20 protein-coding genes and 1 pseudogene are annotated in these 18,293 nt (G+C 38.9%); 16 read left to right on the top strand and 5 right to left on the bottom strand.

Features of this window, described 5'->3' with window-relative positions:
- Positions 1-304: 304 nt before the first annotated feature.
- The 8 genes from EFD62_RS09555 (at position 305) to EFD62_RS09590 (ending at position 9,605) form a co-directional block, all read left to right on the top strand.
- Positions 305-1,387, top strand: coding sequence for a peptidoglycan-binding domain-containing protein (locus tag EFD62_RS09555; protein ID WP_128706034.1), 1,083 nt, complete (start codon positions 305-307; stop codon positions 1,385-1,387).
- 233 nt (positions 1,388-1,620) lie between these two features.
- The gene (locus EFD62_RS09560; RefSeq protein WP_128706035.1) at positions 1,621-2,355 is read left to right on the top strand and encodes a class I SAM-dependent methyltransferase; all 735 of its coding nucleotides are present in this window, start codon (positions 1,621-1,623) and stop codon (positions 2,353-2,355) included.
- A gap of 53 nt (positions 2,356-2,408) precedes the next feature.
- Positions 2,409-3,371, top strand: a complete 963-nt coding sequence (gene uvsE, locus EFD62_RS09565; protein WP_128706057.1) for a UV DNA damage repair endonuclease UvsE — start codon at positions 2,409-2,411, stop codon at positions 3,369-3,371.
- Between the two features lie 60 nt (positions 3,372-3,431).
- Complete coding sequence (locus tag EFD62_RS09570; RefSeq protein WP_069194947.1) at positions 3,432-3,629, top strand: hypothetical protein; 198 nt, start codon at positions 3,432-3,434, stop codon at positions 3,627-3,629.
- A 317-nt stretch (positions 3,630-3,946) separates the two neighbouring features.
- Positions 3,947-5,269 (top strand): ABC transporter substrate-binding protein, encoded by a 1,323-nt coding sequence (locus EFD62_RS09575; protein ID WP_128706036.1) that lies wholly within the window; start codon positions 3,947-3,949, stop codon positions 5,267-5,269.
- Positions 5,270-5,317: 48 nt separating this feature from the next.
- On the top strand, positions 5,318-6,250 hold the full coding sequence (locus EFD62_RS09580; protein WP_128706037.1) for a 1-phosphofructokinase family hexose kinase: 933 nt from the start codon (positions 5,318-5,320) through the stop codon (positions 6,248-6,250).
- Between the two features lie 286 nt (positions 6,251-6,536).
- Positions 6,537-8,693, top strand: coding sequence for a Tex family protein (locus EFD62_RS09585; protein WP_069194944.1), 2,157 nt, complete (start codon positions 6,537-6,539; stop codon positions 8,691-8,693).
- 12 nt (positions 8,694-8,705) lie between these two features.
- Positions 8,706-9,605 carry a hypothetical protein gene (locus tag EFD62_RS09590; protein WP_235832620.1) on the top strand — a complete coding sequence of 300 codons (900 nt, stop codon included), beginning with the start codon at positions 8,706-8,708 and terminating at the stop codon, positions 9,603-9,605.
- A gap of 52 nt (positions 9,606-9,657) precedes the next feature.
- Here EFD62_RS09590 and sleB read toward each other — a convergent pair whose 3' ends face one another.
- From sleB to EFD62_RS17780, 5 genes are all read right to left on the bottom strand, one after another.
- On the bottom strand, positions 9,658-10,362 hold the full coding sequence (sleB, locus tag EFD62_RS09595) for a spore cortex-lytic enzyme (RefSeq protein WP_069194942.1): 705 nt from the start codon (positions 10,360-10,362) through the stop codon (positions 9,658-9,660).
- A gap of 275 nt (positions 10,363-10,637) precedes the next feature.
- Positions 10,638-11,018, bottom strand: a complete 381-nt coding sequence (locus EFD62_RS09600; RefSeq protein ID WP_069194941.1) for a hypothetical protein — start codon at positions 11,016-11,018, stop codon at positions 10,638-10,640.
- Positions 11,019-11,031: 13 nt separating this feature from the next.
- The gene (locus EFD62_RS09605; protein ID WP_069194940.1) at positions 11,032-11,475 is read right to left on the bottom strand and encodes a hypothetical protein; all 444 of its coding nucleotides are present in this window, start codon (positions 11,473-11,475) and stop codon (positions 11,032-11,034) included.
- Positions 11,476-11,551: 76 nt separating this feature from the next.
- Positions 11,552-11,875, bottom strand: a complete 324-nt coding sequence (locus EFD62_RS09610) for a membrane trafficking protein (RefSeq protein ID WP_069194939.1) — start codon at positions 11,873-11,875, stop codon at positions 11,552-11,554.
- Positions 11,876-12,093: 218 nt separating this feature from the next.
- Positions 12,094-12,264 carry a hypothetical protein gene (locus tag EFD62_RS17780; protein WP_170176854.1) on the bottom strand — a complete coding sequence of 57 codons (171 nt, stop codon included), beginning with the start codon at positions 12,262-12,264 and terminating at the stop codon, positions 12,094-12,096.
- 254 nt (positions 12,265-12,518) lie between these two features.
- Here EFD62_RS17780 and EFD62_RS09615 point away from each other — a divergent pair, with 254 nt between their 5' ends.
- From EFD62_RS09615 to deoC, 8 genes and pseudogenes are all read left to right on the top strand, one after another.
- A complete protein-coding gene (locus EFD62_RS09615) occupies positions 12,519-13,187 on the top strand; it encodes a cytochrome c biogenesis CcdA family protein (RefSeq protein WP_083225176.1) in 669 nt (222 codons plus the stop codon).
- Between the two features lie 40 nt (positions 13,188-13,227).
- A complete protein-coding gene (locus EFD62_RS09620) occupies positions 13,228-13,836 on the top strand; it encodes a TlpA family protein disulfide reductase (protein ID WP_235832621.1) in 609 nt (202 codons plus the stop codon).
- A gap of 15 nt (positions 13,837-13,851) precedes the next feature.
- Positions 13,852-14,145 (top strand): annotated as a pseudogene (locus EFD62_RS18065) (thioredoxin family protein); the annotation flags it as partial.
- An 87-nt stretch (positions 14,146-14,232) separates the two neighbouring features.
- Positions 14,233-15,129, top strand: coding sequence for a thioredoxin-disulfide reductase (gene trxB, locus EFD62_RS09625; protein WP_235832627.1), 897 nt, complete (start codon positions 14,233-14,235; stop codon positions 15,127-15,129).
- 65 nt (positions 15,130-15,194) lie between these two features.
- On the top strand, positions 15,195-16,067 hold the full coding sequence (locus EFD62_RS09630) for an NAD(P)/FAD-dependent oxidoreductase (protein ID WP_069194937.1): 873 nt from the start codon (positions 15,195-15,197) through the stop codon (positions 16,065-16,067).
- Between the two features lie 354 nt (positions 16,068-16,421).
- Complete coding sequence (locus EFD62_RS09635; RefSeq protein WP_069194936.1) at positions 16,422-16,970, top strand: ribonuclease H-like YkuK family protein; 549 nt, start codon at positions 16,422-16,424, stop codon at positions 16,968-16,970.
- A 360-nt stretch (positions 16,971-17,330) separates the two neighbouring features.
- Positions 17,331-17,495 carry a hypothetical protein gene (locus EFD62_RS17480; protein WP_155522890.1) on the top strand — a complete coding sequence of 55 codons (165 nt, stop codon included), beginning with the start codon at positions 17,331-17,333 and terminating at the stop codon, positions 17,493-17,495.
- A gap of 134 nt (positions 17,496-17,629) precedes the next feature.
- Complete coding sequence (gene deoC / locus EFD62_RS09640) at positions 17,630-18,292, top strand: deoxyribose-phosphate aldolase (protein ID WP_083225175.1); 663 nt, start codon at positions 17,630-17,632, stop codon at positions 18,290-18,292.
- Position 18,293 lies beyond the last annotated feature (1 nt).

The following is an 18,293-nucleotide window of genomic DNA, read 5'->3' on the forward strand; positions in this document are numbered from 1 at the left end:
CACTTCCAAAGGAACTTAAGGGTAGGCTTTTACTGTGTGCATAAGAGCAAGAATCATGATACTTACTTAAAGCCAAATATTGAATTTTCAAGGTGCATAGAGATTATTAATCTGCGAAGTTTAAGTATATTACTCAAAAGGGTTTACTTGTACCACTTTTTTTTATATAATTGCCAATGTGGAAGGACACCTTTTATACATGCATTGAACATAAGTTAATTTGTTCAGGCATTTATTTTGACTTTATAATTGAGACATTAAGTGTTACAATTAGGAGTGTCAATTGAAAGTAGGAGGGAATTTAATGCAAAAGAAGAAACCTGCTTTATTTGCGGTCATTCTATCCTTCCTTATAATCTGTCTTGTGATGAACTCTTCATTGGTATTTGCATCTTCAGGGATTTTGAAGGAAGGAATGAGCGGAAGTCAGGTTACAGAACTGCAGAAGGATCTTAACACACTGGGATATCTTGACGCAAGTCCTACGGGATATTATGGGAGCCTTACAACAGCAGCGGTTAAGAAGTTACAGGGAAGTTACGGACTGAAACAGGACGGCATCGCGGGTACGGACACTTTCTCACTTATCAAAAGGCTTATAAACGAAAGGACTGCTACAAGATCTTCGAGCAGCATGGCGTTAAAAGAGGGAATGAGTGGAAGCAGTGTAACAGCTTTGCAGAGGGACTTAAAGGCTTTGGGTTATCTTAATGTAGATCCAACAGGATATTTTGGAAGCCTTACAAAGGAAGCAGTAGTAAAGATTCAGGCGAAGCACGGTCTTGAGCAGGACGGAATTGCAGGGCGCAGTACTCTGGCGTTGATTGACAAGCTTATGGGAAGAAGCGGTAGTTCTGCTTCACAACTCACAACTACGGCAACCAGGGGAGGTATTGAAAAAACCAATTATATTTATTCCTGGTTCGGTAATGCAGAAAATATTTTTAAGATAGGTGATACAGCGCAGGTATATGACATTAAGACGGGGCGCACATTCGATATAAAAAGGACTTATGGCTATAACCACGCAGATTGTGAGACTTTGACCGCCAAAGATACAGAAATAATGCTTGATATTTATGGCGGCAGTTGGAGCTGGGAAAGAAGGCCGATAATTATCACCGTCAATGGGAGAAAAATGGCGGCTTCAATGGCAGGAATGCCCCATGCTGGAGTTGACAGCGCACCGGCAAATACATATGTTAGCTCGAGGAGCGGAGGCTATGGCGGAGGAGATAACCTTGATGCTGTTAAAAACAACAAGATGAACGGAGTGTTCGATGTTCACTTTTTAAACAGCAAGACCCACGGCACCAGCAAGGTGGATAAAAATCACCAGAATGCATTGAAGGAAGCGGCAGAGTGGGCTGAGAAAAATAGTTTTTAAGCTCGTGTGTGTTTAAATTGAGAAAGCAAGAGATACCACCAGAGGGTATCTCTTTTTTCGTGCCATTTAATTTGAGGCCGACTCTATTTGGTATGGAGAATTATTACATAGGAACCGATGCATATAAAAAGGCATTATAAAAAGATAATAAGGTTTGAGACCGGTTTATTGGTAGAAGCTTTAGGAGAAAGGGTATAAAAAAATTAATATATTTATTATGGAGTGGTGATTTTATGAGTTTTTATGGTGAAATAAGCAAATACTACGACTATATTTTTCCCGTTGGGGAAAATCAATTGAATTTTATTAAGGATTGTGCAGGAAGTCCCGGCGGCAGAATACTTGATGTGGCCTGTGGTTCGGGAGGGTATTCGATTGAACTGGCAAAGGCAGGCTATTTGATGACGGCTGTTGATATTGAAGATGGGATGGTGGAAAAAGTAAAAACAAAGGCGGCAGAAAACGGTCTTTCCATAAATGCCTTTAAGTGCGATATGAGGGAGCTTGAAGAAAAGGTCAGGGAACGATTTAACGCCATATTCTGCATAGGCAATTCCTTGGTGCACTTGGCAAATCTGAAGGAAATAGCCGACGCCCTTACGCAAATGAAGCATATACTGGCAGATGATGGTTGTCTGGTGCTTCAGACAGTAAACTATGACAGAATAATCAAGTTCAATTTGGATGGGCTGCCGACAATAACAAATGATGAATTTGGGGTGGAATTTGTAAGAAAATACAAATTCAAAAAAGAAAGCAACACCATAGACTTTAATACTACTTTGATAATAAAAAAGGGAGATTCTAAAGCTGAGTATAATAATTCTGTGGAGCTATTGCCCCTAAGGAGCAGTGAGCTTGCTTGGGCCCTTAAAGAGGCAGGTTTTACGACCTTTGATTTTTATGGAGATTTTAAGTACTCGAATTATACGGAAGATTCGCCTTCTCTGGTTGTAAAAGCCCGATAGAATGCAAAGAATAAATGGGTCTTAATTTTAAGAAAGTATTTACAGGAGAAGATATGCTGGTAAGACTTGGTTATGTTGCAATGACAATGAACTTAAAGGACTGTTCGCCTTCAGGTACCGTTACCGTCAAAACCCTTACGGGAATGCCAGATGATGAGGCGAGGCTTTACAAATTACGGAAGGTTACCGAGGCGAATCTTCACAACACATTGAGAATACTTAGATATAATAAGGCTTATAATATCAATGTATATCGTTTCACGTCAAAGCTTGTACCTCTGGCTACACATCCTATGCTATCACATTGGGACTATGTCGAAGAGTTTGAGAAAGAGCTTCGAAGTCTGGGGGACTTTGTAAAGGAGAACAATTTCCGTGTAAGTGCACATCCTGACCACTATACGCTGTTAAATTCACCTTCAAAGGAGGTTCTGGAAGCTTCAGTGCGAGACTTGGATTACCATGTGAAACTGTTTGAGGCGATGGGGCTTGAGGATTATAGGTATAAACTGGTGATGCATATAGGTGGGTTTTACAAGAACAAGCAGGCATCTATAGAGCGGTTTAAGGAAAACTATGCCGCTCTTCCTGATAGAATCAGGAAAAGACTTATCCTTGAGAATGATGACAAGACATATACTGCCATGGACGTACTTGGTATCTGCAGGGAAATAAATGCTCCCATGGTGCTGGATGTCCATCATCATAACTGTGTAAACAATGGCCAAAGGCTTGAGGATATGTTGGAGGAGATATTTGACACATGGAAAAATGAGTACTTTCCTCCCAAAATACACTTTTCAACACCGAAGAGTTTTGAAAGCTTTAGGAGTCATGCCGATGATATAGATGTAAATGAATTTTATCGGTTTTTGCAGATGGCAAAGGGGATTGGAAAGGATTTTGATGTTATGATTGAGGCAAAGAATAAGGATGCTGCCTTGTTAAGCCTTTCCCAAGAGTTAAAAGAATTTGACGACATCAGATGGATGGATGAAGGTCATTTTGAAATCTAATAATTATTGTGGTACTGGCAATTATTCGAGATGATAAAGAGTCTGCGGAGGTGAGAAAGAATGGATCGAGCCGATACTGTGAAAATAAAGCACTCGGACATGCTTATTGAGACAATTAGAAAGGCCAGCAGAACAATGAGTTTTGATGAGTATGCAAAGGCCACAGGTCTTGAGAAGGAATTTATTTTTGGAATACTGAGCGGACAGATTGAAGAGGTGGATAAGGAGACCTGGGATAGATTGTCTCTCAAAAACTGACTGTTAAGCCGTAAAGCTTCCGGTTGATATCCGGGAGCTTTTATTTTAATATATTATCAAAATTTTAATATATTATAAAAATTATGAAAGAAAAAGGATTATAGCAATATTTGTCGAATTATTATTACTAGATTAAGTTATTCAAAAGACTTATCCTAAAAATATCTATTGAATTTATGAAATAGACATATTCGTATAGGTTTTCTGATAATTTAAAAGTAAATATAGACCGCAATATACATTTCGCATTTTACATAATAATTAAAATAGATAAAGATAAACGATTAGTAGTATATCAAGAAGTGGAGGTATATTGTATGAAAGTAGCAAAGTATTCTTTTTTAGCGGTATTGTTTTGCGTTTTATTTATCCTGACCAGCTGCGGTTTGGGCGGAAAGGGAAAAAACTCCAATGAATACAATCGTGTGCAGGCTGCTGAAATAGAAGAACCTACCGAGGATGTAACGATAGAATTTTGGACATATAGTGATGGCTGGAGAGCCCCCATAAGCCATTTTGAATCGATTCATCCAAAAATAAAGATAAACCATGTAAAAATTGACTTTGACAGTATAGCCGGTGAATATCAGAAGGCGTTGGCAGCGGGAGAAGGTCCTGACATACTGTTTTTTGACAGCGCTTACTACAGTCAGTTTACTACTGGGGAATATCTTGAGGATTTGCTGAAGGAGCCGTATTATGCGGGGAGATATGAGAAGGATTTTCCGAAGGACATGTGGGAAAGCAATAAATCAATTGACGGAAAACGTCTTTTGGCAATGACCTTTCTGACATCACCTGTTGTAACTTATTATCGTTCGGATGTAATGCAGGAAAACGGCTTTCCCTCAGAACCCGAAGAGTTTGGGAAGTTTATCGAAGAAAGTGAAAATCTTCTGGGTATATCAAAAAAATTAAAATCCAAGGGTCAGTATATTTTCCAGATGCCCACAGATATTATAAGTCTCTCCGGTTCTTATTCGGGAATATTTGATGAAAAATTAAAATTTGTAAGAGATTCCGACTTGTTTGTAAAAGCACTGGATATGGCAAGAGAAATAAAAAGGCTAGATCTGGCAATTGGTGTAAATATAGTGGAAGAAGCGGGAAAAGAGGCTGTAAGAAACGAAGAACTGGTTATGGTGTTGGGAATTGGGTCATGGGGTACTAATACTATAAAGAACTATGCACCTGAACAGGCAGGTAAGTGGAGAGTGACTGTACCGCCCTTGGGGTTGAAGGCGTGGTATTCGGATACAAAGCTTGCAATCAATGCCCAAAGCAATAATAAAAAATGGGCATGGTTGTTTGTTGAATATGTAGCAACCCAGCAGGAGGGCGGAGAGAACATTGATATGATTTCCGGCTACTATCCGGCAAGAAGAAACCTTAAAGTTATGTTGAGGGAAAACGAATTTTACGGCAATCAACTTATTCAGCCTCTAATTGAGGATTTGGCTGAAGAAATGGTTCAGTACAAACAGACTCCTATAGATGAAAGGGCCTTAGAGATATTCAATAAGGAAATAGATATGGCCATTGGCAGTAAGGTTGATTCACACAAAGCCATAAAGGATATTTCAAATAAAATTGAAAGCACGCTAAAAAAGGAACGGGAAGCTTTACTTAAGGGTAAATAGCGGGTAAAATAAACATATCAAGACATAAAGAGCAAGGAGAAGGACGCTATGATAACATCAGTGGCTCTTAACCCCGCGTTGGATAAGATCTATTTTGTTGATAATTTTGAGCCGGGAAAAATGTACAGGGTACGGGAAATGGTGAAGTCGGCTGGCGGGAAAGGTGTAAATGTTGCCCGAGTCTCCCGTATGATGGGAGAGAGTATCCGGCTGATAGGCTTTAAGGGCGGAGAAGCCGGGAATTGGCTGGAATTACAGCTTAAAAAGCTCGGTGTCTGTACGGGATTTGTTGAAGTTTGTGGTGAAACAAGGACAAACAACAATATTATTGATCGGGAAAGGGACAATGAAACTGAGGTGCTGGAGCTGGGACCTTTTATATCCGGTGAGGATATGGAAAGGTTTATGACAGTTTATAAAGAGGCATTGGCGGATTCTAAAGTTGTTGTCCTATCAGGCGGGCTTCCTCAAGGAGTGCCTGCAAATTATTATGAGACCCTTATCGAGGCAGCAAAGCCATTTGGTGTTCCTGTTATACTTGACACTGGCGGGGAGGCTTTGAGTGAGGGTATTAAGGCAAAGCCCCATGTCATAAAACCGAATTTAAGGGAATTGAGCAATCTTGTTCAAAAAGAATTAAAGGATATGGGAGAAATCCTTGAGGTGCTCAGAAGAATTAATGCCGATGGAGTAGATATTGCAATGGTTTCAATGGGCGAGCAAGGTGCAATTCTTAGTACAAAGGACTCGTGTATTAGAGTAAAAGTGCCGTCTGTGGCTGTAGTAAATACTATAGGTTCCGGAGATGCCATGGTGGCAGGTTTTGCAACAGGGCTTGCAAGAAGTGAGACGCTGGAAGAGTGCTTGAGACTTGCGGCGGCCTGCGGTATGAGCAATGCACGTTTTTTAGAGATTGGTGTTGTGGATAAAAATGAAGTTGAGACACAAAAAGGCAGAGTGGAGATCGAGAGAATATTTTGATTTCACTTTTCAACATATCTAATATATCCTCCTTCCTAAAATAAATTTCGAATCTTATGGAAATTCTCTATAGTATACTATTATAGCTATATATGTTTATTGCAAAATATATAGGCTGATTTTAAATTTATTATCAGGCTTGATAACATTATTGCTTTACCTATATAATAAATGAGGGAATAAAGAAATGTTTTTTATATAAATATACTTATGGATTTTGATAATAAAGTATATGAAAAAGCACTAATGTATTTGTATTCTATAAAATAGTACTTGGAGGATAGAAATGTCAGATATTATTTCCACGCTTATAAAAGAATTTAATCTCAAGCCTTTCCAGGTTGAAAACACTGTAAAACTTATTGATAGCGGCAATACCATTCCCTTTATTGCAAGATACAGGAAGGAAATGACAGGAGAGTTAAACGACCAGGTTTTGAGGGAGCTGCACGAAAGGCTGGTTTATTTAAGGAATCTGGAGGCAAGAAGGGAAGAAGTTCGGCGCCTGATTGAAGAACAGGGCAAGCTGACGGAGGAAATTACGGCATCTCTTGAGAAAGCGGCTTCGCTTCGGGAGATTGAGGATATATACAGGCCTTACAGGCCCAAAAGAAGAACTAGGGCAACTATTGCAAAGGAAAAGGGACTCGAGCCTTTGGCTGAAGTCCTTATGGCCCAAGAGTTGAAAACCGGTAGTGTTGAAGATATAGCCAGACCCTTTATAAATCCCGAGAAGGAAGTTAATACAGCTGAGGAGGCTATAAATGGAGCCATGGATATAATAGCTGAGGACATTTCGGACAATGCACAGATTAGAAGTGCGGTAAGAGACGTGTTTATGAGGCATGGAGTGGTTGTATCCAAGCAAAAGAAGGAGGAAGACTCGGTATATAGAATGTATTATGATTTCTCCGAACCGGTAGCCAAAATAGCCAGCCATAGAGTTCTTGCAATAAACAGGGGTGAGAAGGAGGAGTTTTTGCAAGTTAAGATTGAAGTTCCCGAAGAAAGGATAATTGAGCATCTTAAGTCCAAACTTATAAAAAAGCCTCTTTCGATAACATCGGAGTATGTTGAAAAAGCATTGACGGACTCCTATGAGCGCCTGATATTTCCCTCTGTTGAGAGAGAAATAAGAAACGAGCTTACAGAGACAGCCCAGGAGCAGGCAATGAAGGTTTTTGCGGCCAATCTAAAGAACCTTTTGCTCCAGCCTCCCGTAAAGGGAAGGACTGTTTTAGGGCTCGACCCCGCATACAGAACAGGCTGCAAGATTGCGGTGGTGGATGATACCGGAAAGGTGCTTGATACTACCGTAATATATCCCACACCACCTCAGAATAAGATTGAGGAAGCTAAAAAGGTGATGAAGTATCTTATTGAAAAGCACAGCGTAGATATAGTATCAATAGGCAACGGAACTGCTTCTAAAGAGTCTGAGATATTTGTTGCAGAGCTCCTAAAAGAGATTGATAGAAAAGTCTACTATATGGTGGTCAGTGAGGCGGGGGCTTCGGTTTATTCTGCTTCGAAGCTTGGAGCAGAAGAGTTCCCCGACTTTGATGTAGCTCTAAGGAGCGCTGTATCCATCGCAAGAAGGCTGCAGGATCCTCTGGCGGAGCTTGTTAAGATAGATCCCAAGGCTATAGGTGTGGGGCAGTACCAGCACGACATGAATCAGAAGCGACTGGGCGAGACTTTGGGAGGCGTGGTGGAAGATTGCGTAAATAGCGTGGGTGTTGACCTTAATACCGCATCGCCGTCTCTTTTATCATATATATCGGGAGTAAACTCCGTAATTGCCAAAAATATTGTAGAATACAGGGAAGCCAACGGTAAGTTTAAAAAGAGAAATGAACTGAAAAAAGTGAAAAAGCTTGGGGACAAAACTTTTGAACAGTGCGCCGGCTTTCTTAGGATACCCGATGGAGATAATGTTCTTGACAATACTTCCGTACATCCCGAGTCCTATGAGGCGGCCCGAAAGCTACTTGATATCATGGGATACAGTGTTGAAGATGTGAAGGAGAGGAGACTTGCCGGGCTCAAGGCTGAGGTCGAGAAAAAGGGCATATCAAAAATTGCAGAGGAGATTGGTGTTGGGACACCAACTCTCATAGACATCATAAAAGAGCTTTTGAAGCCGGGACGTGACCCCAGAGATGAGCTTCCAAAACCGATACTTCTTACTGATGTACTGCATTTGGAAGATTTAAGGCCGGGTATGGTATTGACGGGCACGGTAAGGAATGTTGCTGACTTTGGCGCTTTTGTGGATATAGGAGTTCACCAAGACGGATTGGTTCACATATCGGAGCTTAGCGATAAATATGTGAGAAACCCTATGGACGTTGTATCGGTAGGGGATATAGTAAAGGTCAAGATATTGGATGTTGATGTTGAAAGAAAAAGAATATCCATGAGCATGAAAGATGTTAATTAAGATGGGTTATCAATGATAAATAGAAAAGTTTCGGAAGAAGGTTTTAGCATGAATAGCATGGCTGTAAGTATAAAAAAGCTTGTAAACAGGGGCGATATAATTATTGCCTTTGGTATTGTTGTATTTCTCTATTGTTTTATAGAATATAATTTCATCTTTCCGGTGATTTTAGGTGTTACATCTATATCCGGAGGGAATGTTTTGGATAACATAATGCATATTATTCAACTTATTTTAGGCCTCATATCGAACATAAAGTATATGCTCTACGGAGGTTTGGCAATATTAGTTGTTGCCCTATTGTGCGGATTTGTTTTGTCGGGATGCTTTTATAAGATGAATAACTTTTTGTCAAATAGGAAAAAAATGAAGGCAGAGTTTCTAAAAGGTGTTCAAAAGCATTTTTTTAGACTGTCTTTGATATCCTTTGAAGTAATACTTTTTTCGATATTGTTCATCATATTTATGATGATAGTAGCGGTACCGGCTATAGCAGTTACAAGATCGTTTTTAGGGGGAAAGACAGAGCTTTTGGCCCTAACTATTTTATTTGATGTAATTACATTGCTGGTGCTATTCTTTGGATTTATGTTTTTTAGGATTTATATGACTTTCTGGTATCCGGCAGTATTTAATTTTAAAGACAGTTTTTTCTCAATAGGCAAATATGCTGCAGATACATATTTTTGGAAAAATGTCGTGATGTTTTTGAAGTTTGATATAGCTTTTATTCTCTTTGAATTTCTTATGATATATCTTAATTCCGTATTGCCGGTAAGCGGAGCTGCGGTATTTTTGCGTGTTTTGCTTTTGTTTTTTGTCAACTGGGTAGTAAAGACTCTGTTTTTCATTGTGATTACAATGTTTATTTTCTCGGTATTTCTCAAGTTTAAGAAAAAAATAACACAATAAGGATTAGGTGGGGAGAGGGAAAGGATTTGCCTCTTCACCCTCTCCAAGATTGTTATTTCGCAAAGTTGTGTTTTCCAATTACTTTTACGATTGTCCTTGACCATATCCACTTACTGGTGGCAGTACTGGGGTTGTAGTAGTATACTGCTCCTCCGGAAGGATCCCATCCGTTTAAAGCATCTTTTGCAGCTTTGTACGCAGTTTCATTGGGGGCAAGATTTATCTGTCCGTCGGCTACAGCATCAAAGGCTCCCGGTTGATAAATTACACCGGCTATTGTATTGGGAAATCTGCTGTCCCTTGTCCTGTTGAGGACCACTGCCGCAACTGCTACCTGTCCGGTATAGGGTTCACCCCGGGCTTCACCGTAAACCAAGTGAGCAAGAAGATCCAGATTCCTATTGCTTGACGGCTGGGCAGATGTGGCTTTGGTAGCTTGTCCGGTGGGAAGTCCTAAGGCTGCCAGTGTTTGGGGACCTGCTATTCCGTCTACCTTCAATCCGTTTTTTGCCTGAAATTGGCGGACTGCGGTATAAGTTTTATAACCATACACGCCATCTATCTTACCTTTGTAATACTTCCAAATTGACAGCTTGTACTGAATATTTTTTACCTCCTGCCCTGTTGAACCGTAATATGACAAGGCAGCTCTGCTGTAGCCATATAAATGGGATATTTCGTCCCGAAAGATAATAGATGCACTTAAAATTGATGTAATTGTTATTGTTATGATGACTAATAATATCCTTTTTCGCAAAGCAATTCTCCTTTAATAAAGAATATTTTTGTTCACATAAATAAGTATTGTTAATCGGTGAATTAAATTATCATATGTTGTTATTTTGTCTATTTTTGATTTAAATTATTATATGTGGGAAAATATAATAAAAGGAAAAACTTTGCGAAGTGAAAATGTGGCAAAAGCGAGGGAACTTATTGTAACCTCGCTATATTGTTTATGCCTTAATTACTCTAATTACATTATTGACCAAAAACTTGGTTTTGGGTTAGTGAAATTACTGTATAATAGTTCTAGACGGATTTGTCCGGCAAACGAAAATACTCTTCAAATATTTCTGACACCAAAAGATAGATAAGTACTATAAGTAGGAAGTCATCGTCAATACCCTCTTCTATTAGTATAAATATCAAAAAAAGAAGGATTATCTCATCAGAATGCAGTCGTCGAGAAAACAGCATTGACAAAGGTGATTTTCTTACTTGTGTTGGTTTCCTATCAAAAACAGGTTCATCCTTTTCATTTGGAAGAGGAATCTTTTCAACTTCCTTTGCGGTATTTGACGGCAGATCAACTGTATTTTTGGGGTCAAGATTATTGTCCTGCATATAAGGAATATTTTGCGCCGCAACTGTACCATATCTTCTGAATCTTGGATCCCTCTTATATATCATTATTGTGCCCCTTTCATATGGTTTTTTCAGGATCGCTCATAAGCTTTGTTATCTGCGTTACTTGAAACAATCTTATACAGTTGGAAATCTTTTGTTGCCTGTTATTGCTTAAAAACGGCTTTATGGCAGTAAGCAGATTGATTCTCGGGTCGTTATTGTTTCTCATGGTGTCCATGATATCTTTTACTTTACGCATCATTTCCACATTATCCTGAAGTTCATTTTTGTTGCTGTCATCTTCCTTAGTGTTGAGCGTCAATGGCGATTCATAGGCTTTCATTTTTATCGGAGGTCCATCTTTAGGAGGTTCTTCTTCGGGTGCGGCTTGGGTAGACTTCTCATTGCCTGAAGAGTTGGCAAGCATAGAAAGCAGACCGGAAAGATTGTCGGACATTTTTTCATTTCCGCCTAACATTTCTGCAAGTTGCTTTAGTTTATTGTTAAGATCATCATTCATTACCGTATCACCCCCATGGATATCCTGGTTATACTCCCGGTATTTAGACTCTGTATAATACTTGTTGCTTGGGCTTTCAGGCTTTTTCCAGGAGTCCTTTCAATTTGTCGACAATTTCGTCACCATTTTCCCCGAGCATCTGTGAAAGCTTGCTAAGGTCGGCATCGGTGACTTTTTGACGTATTTCGTTTTTGTCAATGTTAAACTCTTTTAGCTTTGACTCATCAAATTCATTTATTTTTTCGAGGAGCTCGTTTTTATCCATCTTGTTAAGTTTTTTGGAAAGATCGTCCAGGTCTCCGTTTTTCAGCATTTCTATTGCTGTATTTATTTTCTTCTGAAGCACTTTTTCATCCATTTTTCCAAACAGTTCAGACAGCTTCTTGTTGATATCAACCATTAGAACCCAATCCTTTCAATATTATTTTGCGAACCCGATATCAGAATAAATATAAGGCTGAATAAATTATTATCTAATAATCTATATTTTGCAAAGGGTAAGAATAGAACATTTTTTTCAAAAAAAGAATCCCTCCATTCAGTTTTCTTAGAAACTATGCTGTGAAGAAAGAATATTGTTTATTGTGAGTTAACCAAAGGAGGGAATGGAGATTCTATTTAGCAATAAAAGAGCTTGAGGAATATTAGAATAAAGAATAATATTGAATCATCATCCTTGCAGGCATTTTTAATGCCGCCTATTGCACTGCTGTCATAAAAAAGCAGAAGGAATATCAATATAAAAAACAAGAGCTCAGAATTATTTGTCCGCTTTTTCACATTTGACATGATTTCATACCTCCTGACTTATTATTCCTGCCAATGTTTACATAAATCATAACAGTATTTTAAAAATTGCAGGTTACTATATTATATGTAACGGAGATAGGAAGTGTTAATTGGTATGTTGTGTTTTAGATAGTATTACTTTAAGATATATATAAGAATGATGTTTGTAAAAATTAAATTTAATGTATTAACTTCGTTGTTTGAGTGGTAAATAATAAGGGACTTTAGTTTATTTATAAGAGAGGTGTATATAGTTGGGTAATTCTGTTTATATGACGGCTTTTGCAGAGGGAATACTAACCTTTGTTTCACCTTGTATATTTCCAATGCTCCCTGCATACTTTTCATATCTTGCCGGTTTCTCCGATAAAGAGGATGGAGATATTAAGAGTAAAAGAAGGCTCTTGGTAAATTCCCTTGGATTTGTGCTGGGTTTTACAATTGTCTTTACGCTATTGGGGGCTGCAGCTACTTCATTGGGAGCATTTCTTAAAGGCCACAGGGATATTTTAAAAATAATAAGTGGCATTTTGATAATCTTTTTCGGACTTAATTTCATCGGCGTACTTAATATAGGCTTTCTAAATAGGGAAAAGCGGTTTGAGTATAAGTTTGACAGGTTAAGATTTATCGGCTCTATCATCTTTGGATTTTGCTTTGCTTTTGGATGGTCGCCCTGCATAAGCTATTTTCTGGCTTCAATTCTGGCTTTGGCCGCCAATTCCGCTACAATGGCAGAGGGATTGATGCTGCTTGTTGTGTATTCTCTTGGTCTTGGCATACCTTTTGTTATTTCGGCAATGATTTTTGAAAGCATCAGAGAGGCTTTTAATTTCATAAAATCAAACATGAGGATAATTAATATTATTTCTGGGATTTTGTTGATACTGTTGGGAGCAGCAATGCTTTTTAATATAATATAGATTCAATTATTTGTGTAAATTTTTAGAGAGGAAGATGGAGATGAATTTGAAGAAAACAGGAAATATTATAATTTGGGTGGCCGTACTGGCACTTCTGATAATCGGCGCATATGTTGTATATAACAGGGGCGATTCGGAAGAATATATAGAAGATAAAATTGCAGGAGATATAAACAAGGATAGAGTTGCCGATGATGAGGAGGACGGGACGGAACAGGAAAACAAGATAATGGCACCGGATTTTACCCTAACAGACCTTGATGGCAATACGGTGAAGTTGTCAGATTATAAAGGAAAGATTGTGTTTTTGAATTTCTGGGCATCTTGGTGCGGACCCTGCACATCGGAAATGCCTGAATTCGAACAGGTGCACAAAGAATTTTTGAAAGGAGATGATGCTGTAATTTTAGCAGTAAATCTCACCGATGGCTTCAGAGAAACTGAGGAAAAGGCAAGGAAATTCATCGACGATAATGGCTATACCATGAAGGTATTGCTGGATACAACGGGAAGCGTTGCACAAAACTATAATATATACAGCATTCCCACAACATATGTTATAAATAGGGATGGAAGCATAGTCACGTATATGGAAGGAGCAAGAAGGGGAAAGGTGCTTCTGGATATACTTGAAGAGCTAAAAAAATGACCGGGAGGCTATATTATGGATGACATAATATTTAAATCCACGTTGGAGAGTTTTGATAAGGATGTATTGAAAAGTGACATTCCTGTAGCTGTTCTATTCTATACCGAAAATTGCCCTGCCTGCGATTCTTTTGTTCCGATATTTGAGAGAACAGCTGAAAGATATAGCAAACACATAAAGTTTGTTAAAATTTATCGCCAGCAGAACAGACAGTTGGCAGAAAGCTTGCGGGTAAAGAGTAGTCCCACAGTTCTTTTTTACAAAGAAGGTAACGAGGTATGCGACCGATTGAACGGCTACATAAGTAAGCCGGAGTTTACCGGATCTATAGAGAAGGTTGTCGGGAATGTTTGTAAAAAGGCGAAGAGGGAAAAGGTATATTGTGATTTTCTGATAATGGGCGGTGGCCCTGCGGGGTTGTCTGCAGCAATTTATGCGGCTAGGGCAAAGCTTCATACAGTGGTTGTGGATGAAGGACTTATTGGAGGACAGGTGGCTACAACCTTCCATGTCGCAAATTACCCTGGCACCAACGGTGTTGTAAGAGGTGTTGACCTTATGGAAAACATGAAAAAGCAGGCTGTGGATTTCGGCGCCCATATTGACGATCTCAAGGAAATATCCGATATAAATCTGGAAGGAAAAGAAAAGATTATAATAACTGAGAATACCGACTATTATGCAAAGGCTGTGTTAATAGCAACCGGTGCAACTCCAAGGAGACTTCAGGCGGATGGAGAAAGGGAGTTTAGAGGCAGAGGAGTGCATTATTGTGCGACATGTGATGGTGCCCTGTACCATGATGCAAATGTTCTTGTGGTCGGAGGAGGAGAATCCGCCACGGAAGAGGCTGTCTTTTTGACTCGATATGCAAAGCATGTTACAATAGTTAACAAACATGATTATTTTAGGGCGTCAAAGACTGCCCGGGACGAAGTACTCAAGAATCCGAATATTAGTGTTATGTGGGACTCTGAGGTGCGAAAAGTTAACGGTGATAATTTCGTAAAAAGTGTTATAATTGAAAATATTAAGACCGGGAAGGTTGAGGAGCTAGACATGGATGGGCTGTTTGTCTATATTGGGATGCAGCCTAAGACGGAGCTTTTTATGGGCAAGGTCGGGATGAACGAGCAGGGATATATTACAACGAATGAGGATATGGCGACGAATATTCCCGGAGTTTTTGCTGCAGGAGATGTTCGGGAGAAAAAAATCCGGCAAATTGTTACTGCTGTTGGAGATGGTGCGATAGCAGGCATTATGGCGGAAAGGTATATTAATGAAAAGTAGTACAATAAAAGTAAAAATCGATAAATCGCAATAATGTTAGATAAAAAAGTGGGGGACAAATACTTATGTACGACGTGATAATAATAGGAAAAGGTCCGGCAGGGATTTCCGCTTCGCTGTATACCGTAAGGGCAAATCTTAAAACATTGGTTATAGGCAAGGGCGACAGTGCTCTTATAAAAGCGGAGAAAATAGAGAATTACTATGGCTTTTCAGAGGTTGTAAGCGGAGAACAGCTTTTGAAAGAAGGCGAAAAACAGGCAGCAAGGTTGGGAGCTGAGATAATTGACAGTGAAGTAATCAGTATTGAAAAAAATGAGTTTTTCGAAATTTTGACCTCTGACAATCGCTATACTGCGAAAGCTGTACTTATAGCTACCGGACAACCGCAAAAAAAGCTGAGAATTGAGAATCTGGAAGCCTTTGAAGGAAGGGGAATAAGCTATTGCACTACCTGTGACGGCTTTTTCTACAACAATCTTAAGGTGGGAGTTGTAGGTGCCGGGGATTATGTGGTGCATGAAGCTATGGAGCTTCTTTCTTTTACAAAGAATATAACAATATATACCAACGGTAAAGAGCTCCAAGTGTCCGAAAAGTTTATTGAGGCTGCAGAAAGATTTGAGATTAACACAAAGGATATATATAGGATTGATGGAGGCGAATTCCTCCAGAAGATTTTCTTTAAGGACGGCACCAGCGAGGATATTGATGGCTTGTTTATCGCGTATGAAAGCCCTTCTAGCGTTGATTTTGCCAGAAAGCTTGGGATAATTGTTGAAGGGAACGCCGTTGTGGTTGATAAGAATCAGCAGACAAATCTTGAAGGGCTGTTTGCGGCAGGAGACTGTACCGGTGGTTTTAAGCAGATAGCAACGGCTGTGGGCCAGGGAGCTCTTGCAGGAAAGAAAATGATTGAATATGTGAAAAGCCTATAAATCTTAAATAGCAGCGTTTGCTTATGACACTTATATGGTATAATGTGGATGATTGAATTTGAGTTTTATGTGTGATAATATAATTATTAAGGTATTTGTGTGAAAGGATGATGAAAGCTATGGGTGTAAAAAGTATTCAAAAGCATATTTTTAAGCGGCACCTGTATGTCGATTTCCTCGAACATGGTACCTTCGTTAATACTATGTCTATGACCCTGTGACTTTGTCACTGGGTTTTTTTATTTGGCCTCTTGGAATGAAATGAAAGAGGCCAAAGCGAAGGGACTCGATGTCCCGAACTTTTAATTATCAAAAAGCTTACTGTTGAAGCTTTATAGGGATGGAGGGAGAAAAATGCTGTCAGGCAATACTGTAGAATTGAACGAAAATAGCATTTTCCGCAGCCTTGGAAAAGGTGATGTTACTTTCAAAGAGGCTTTTGATGAAATTATTAAGTTTGTCAAGGCAGACACCAATAGCTCATATAAAATTTCTATAGGGACTGACTCTCAGGTCGGGAATAGCACTCTTTTTGTTACATGCATTCATGTTCACAGGGTTGGAAAAGGGGCTATTGGGTTTCTTCACAAAAGTCTGATGGCAAGACCTATAAAGAACCTGCGGGAAAAAATCTATATGGAGACATGCATAAGTCTTCAATTGGCGTACTTGTTTGATGAAGAAAAGATTGATCATATATATAAGGCTTTAGGAAAAGATGGCCAATCCGGCGCTAAAGGCATAACTTTTGAATTTCATATAGATATTGGGGCCAAAGGAGAGACAAAAGCACTCATAAATGAAATGGTAGGTATGGTAAGCGGACTTAATTTTATACCCAAAATAAAGCCGGACAGCTATTGTGCCAGTTCCTTTGCAGACAGGTATACTAAAGCAATATGATTATAATGTTAATTTAGAATGACAAGACTCCTTTTTGGCAACTTATATACAAATAAAGTACTAAAGCTCTACTTTTATAGTTGGGCTTTTTACCATTTCTATGTTACTTAAAACCTATGTTATTGTTTCATAGGTATTAGTCAAATCCGGTTTAATGCACGTTTCTATTGCAATATCTGTAAGTAATGAAAATGTTTATTGCAAAATATATAGTATGCATATATAATGTCAATAAATAGAATATATTCTAGATAAAACACAATTATAGATAATGGAGAAAATACTTATCTTGTTGATACTAGCAAAGATTATGTTTATAAATTAGTAGAGGATAATAAAAATAAAAACGAGAAAGTATTTATGAGGGAAGGTACAATAAATCCTCACTATTTAGAATTAGGGCTAAAGGAGAAATTAACTCTAAAAGAATATAGAAAGGTTATAAAATCTATAATTGAAAAGGATAGAGGTACAAAAGCTGAATTTGAAAAAACTTTGGGGCATGCAAAGAAGATAAAGATTTAAAATAGGTACTTTGTTTGCTAAAATGGGTAAATAAACAGGATAACGAGAATTTGTACGAGTATGACAAAATAATGAAGAATGAAACTTGTAGAATTCTTTGTTAATTCAATATTCTTAGAGAGGATGAAGGTCTTTTGGATATAAAAACAGTAGTTTCAATGATTGATCATGCAGTTTTGAAACCGGACGCCACAGATGCTGACGTTTTGAGAGAGTGTGAGATTTCAGTCAAATACGGGGTTGCTTCAGTATGTGTTAAGCCATGCCATGTGGCATTAGCCCGAGAGGTATTAAAGGGATCAGATGTAAAGGTTAGTACTGTCATTGGTTTTCCCCACGGATCAACAACGACTGCCTGCAAGGTATATGAGGCGGTGGAAGCTATAGAAAATGGAGCAGAAGAGCTGGACATGGTAATAAATATCGGTAAGCTCTTGGCGGAGGACTATGACTATGTAAGAGATGATATCAAAGGGGTTGTATCTGTTGCCCATGAGAAAGGTGCCATTGTAAAGGTAATTATCGAGGCAGCCCTCCTTGACCTCAATCACAAAGTGCAGGCGTGCAAACTTGCAGAGGAGGTGGGGGCGGATTTTGTGAAGACCTCTACTGGATTTAATGGCAGAGGAGCAGCTCTTGAAGACATATGTATTATGAGGGGAGCTGTGGGACCTGACATGAAGATAAAGGCATCAGGAGGAATAAAAACCTTTGAACAGGCAGTACAGTTTATAAATGCAGGATGTGAAAGACTTGGGACAAGTTCTACAGTCTCCATTGCAGAGGAAGTTGGATAAG

The organism is Acetivibrio mesophilus (assembly GCF_004102745.1).
GTDB classification, from domain to species: domain Bacteria; phylum Bacillota; class Clostridia; order Acetivibrionales; family Acetivibrionaceae; genus Hungateiclostridium; species Hungateiclostridium mesophilum.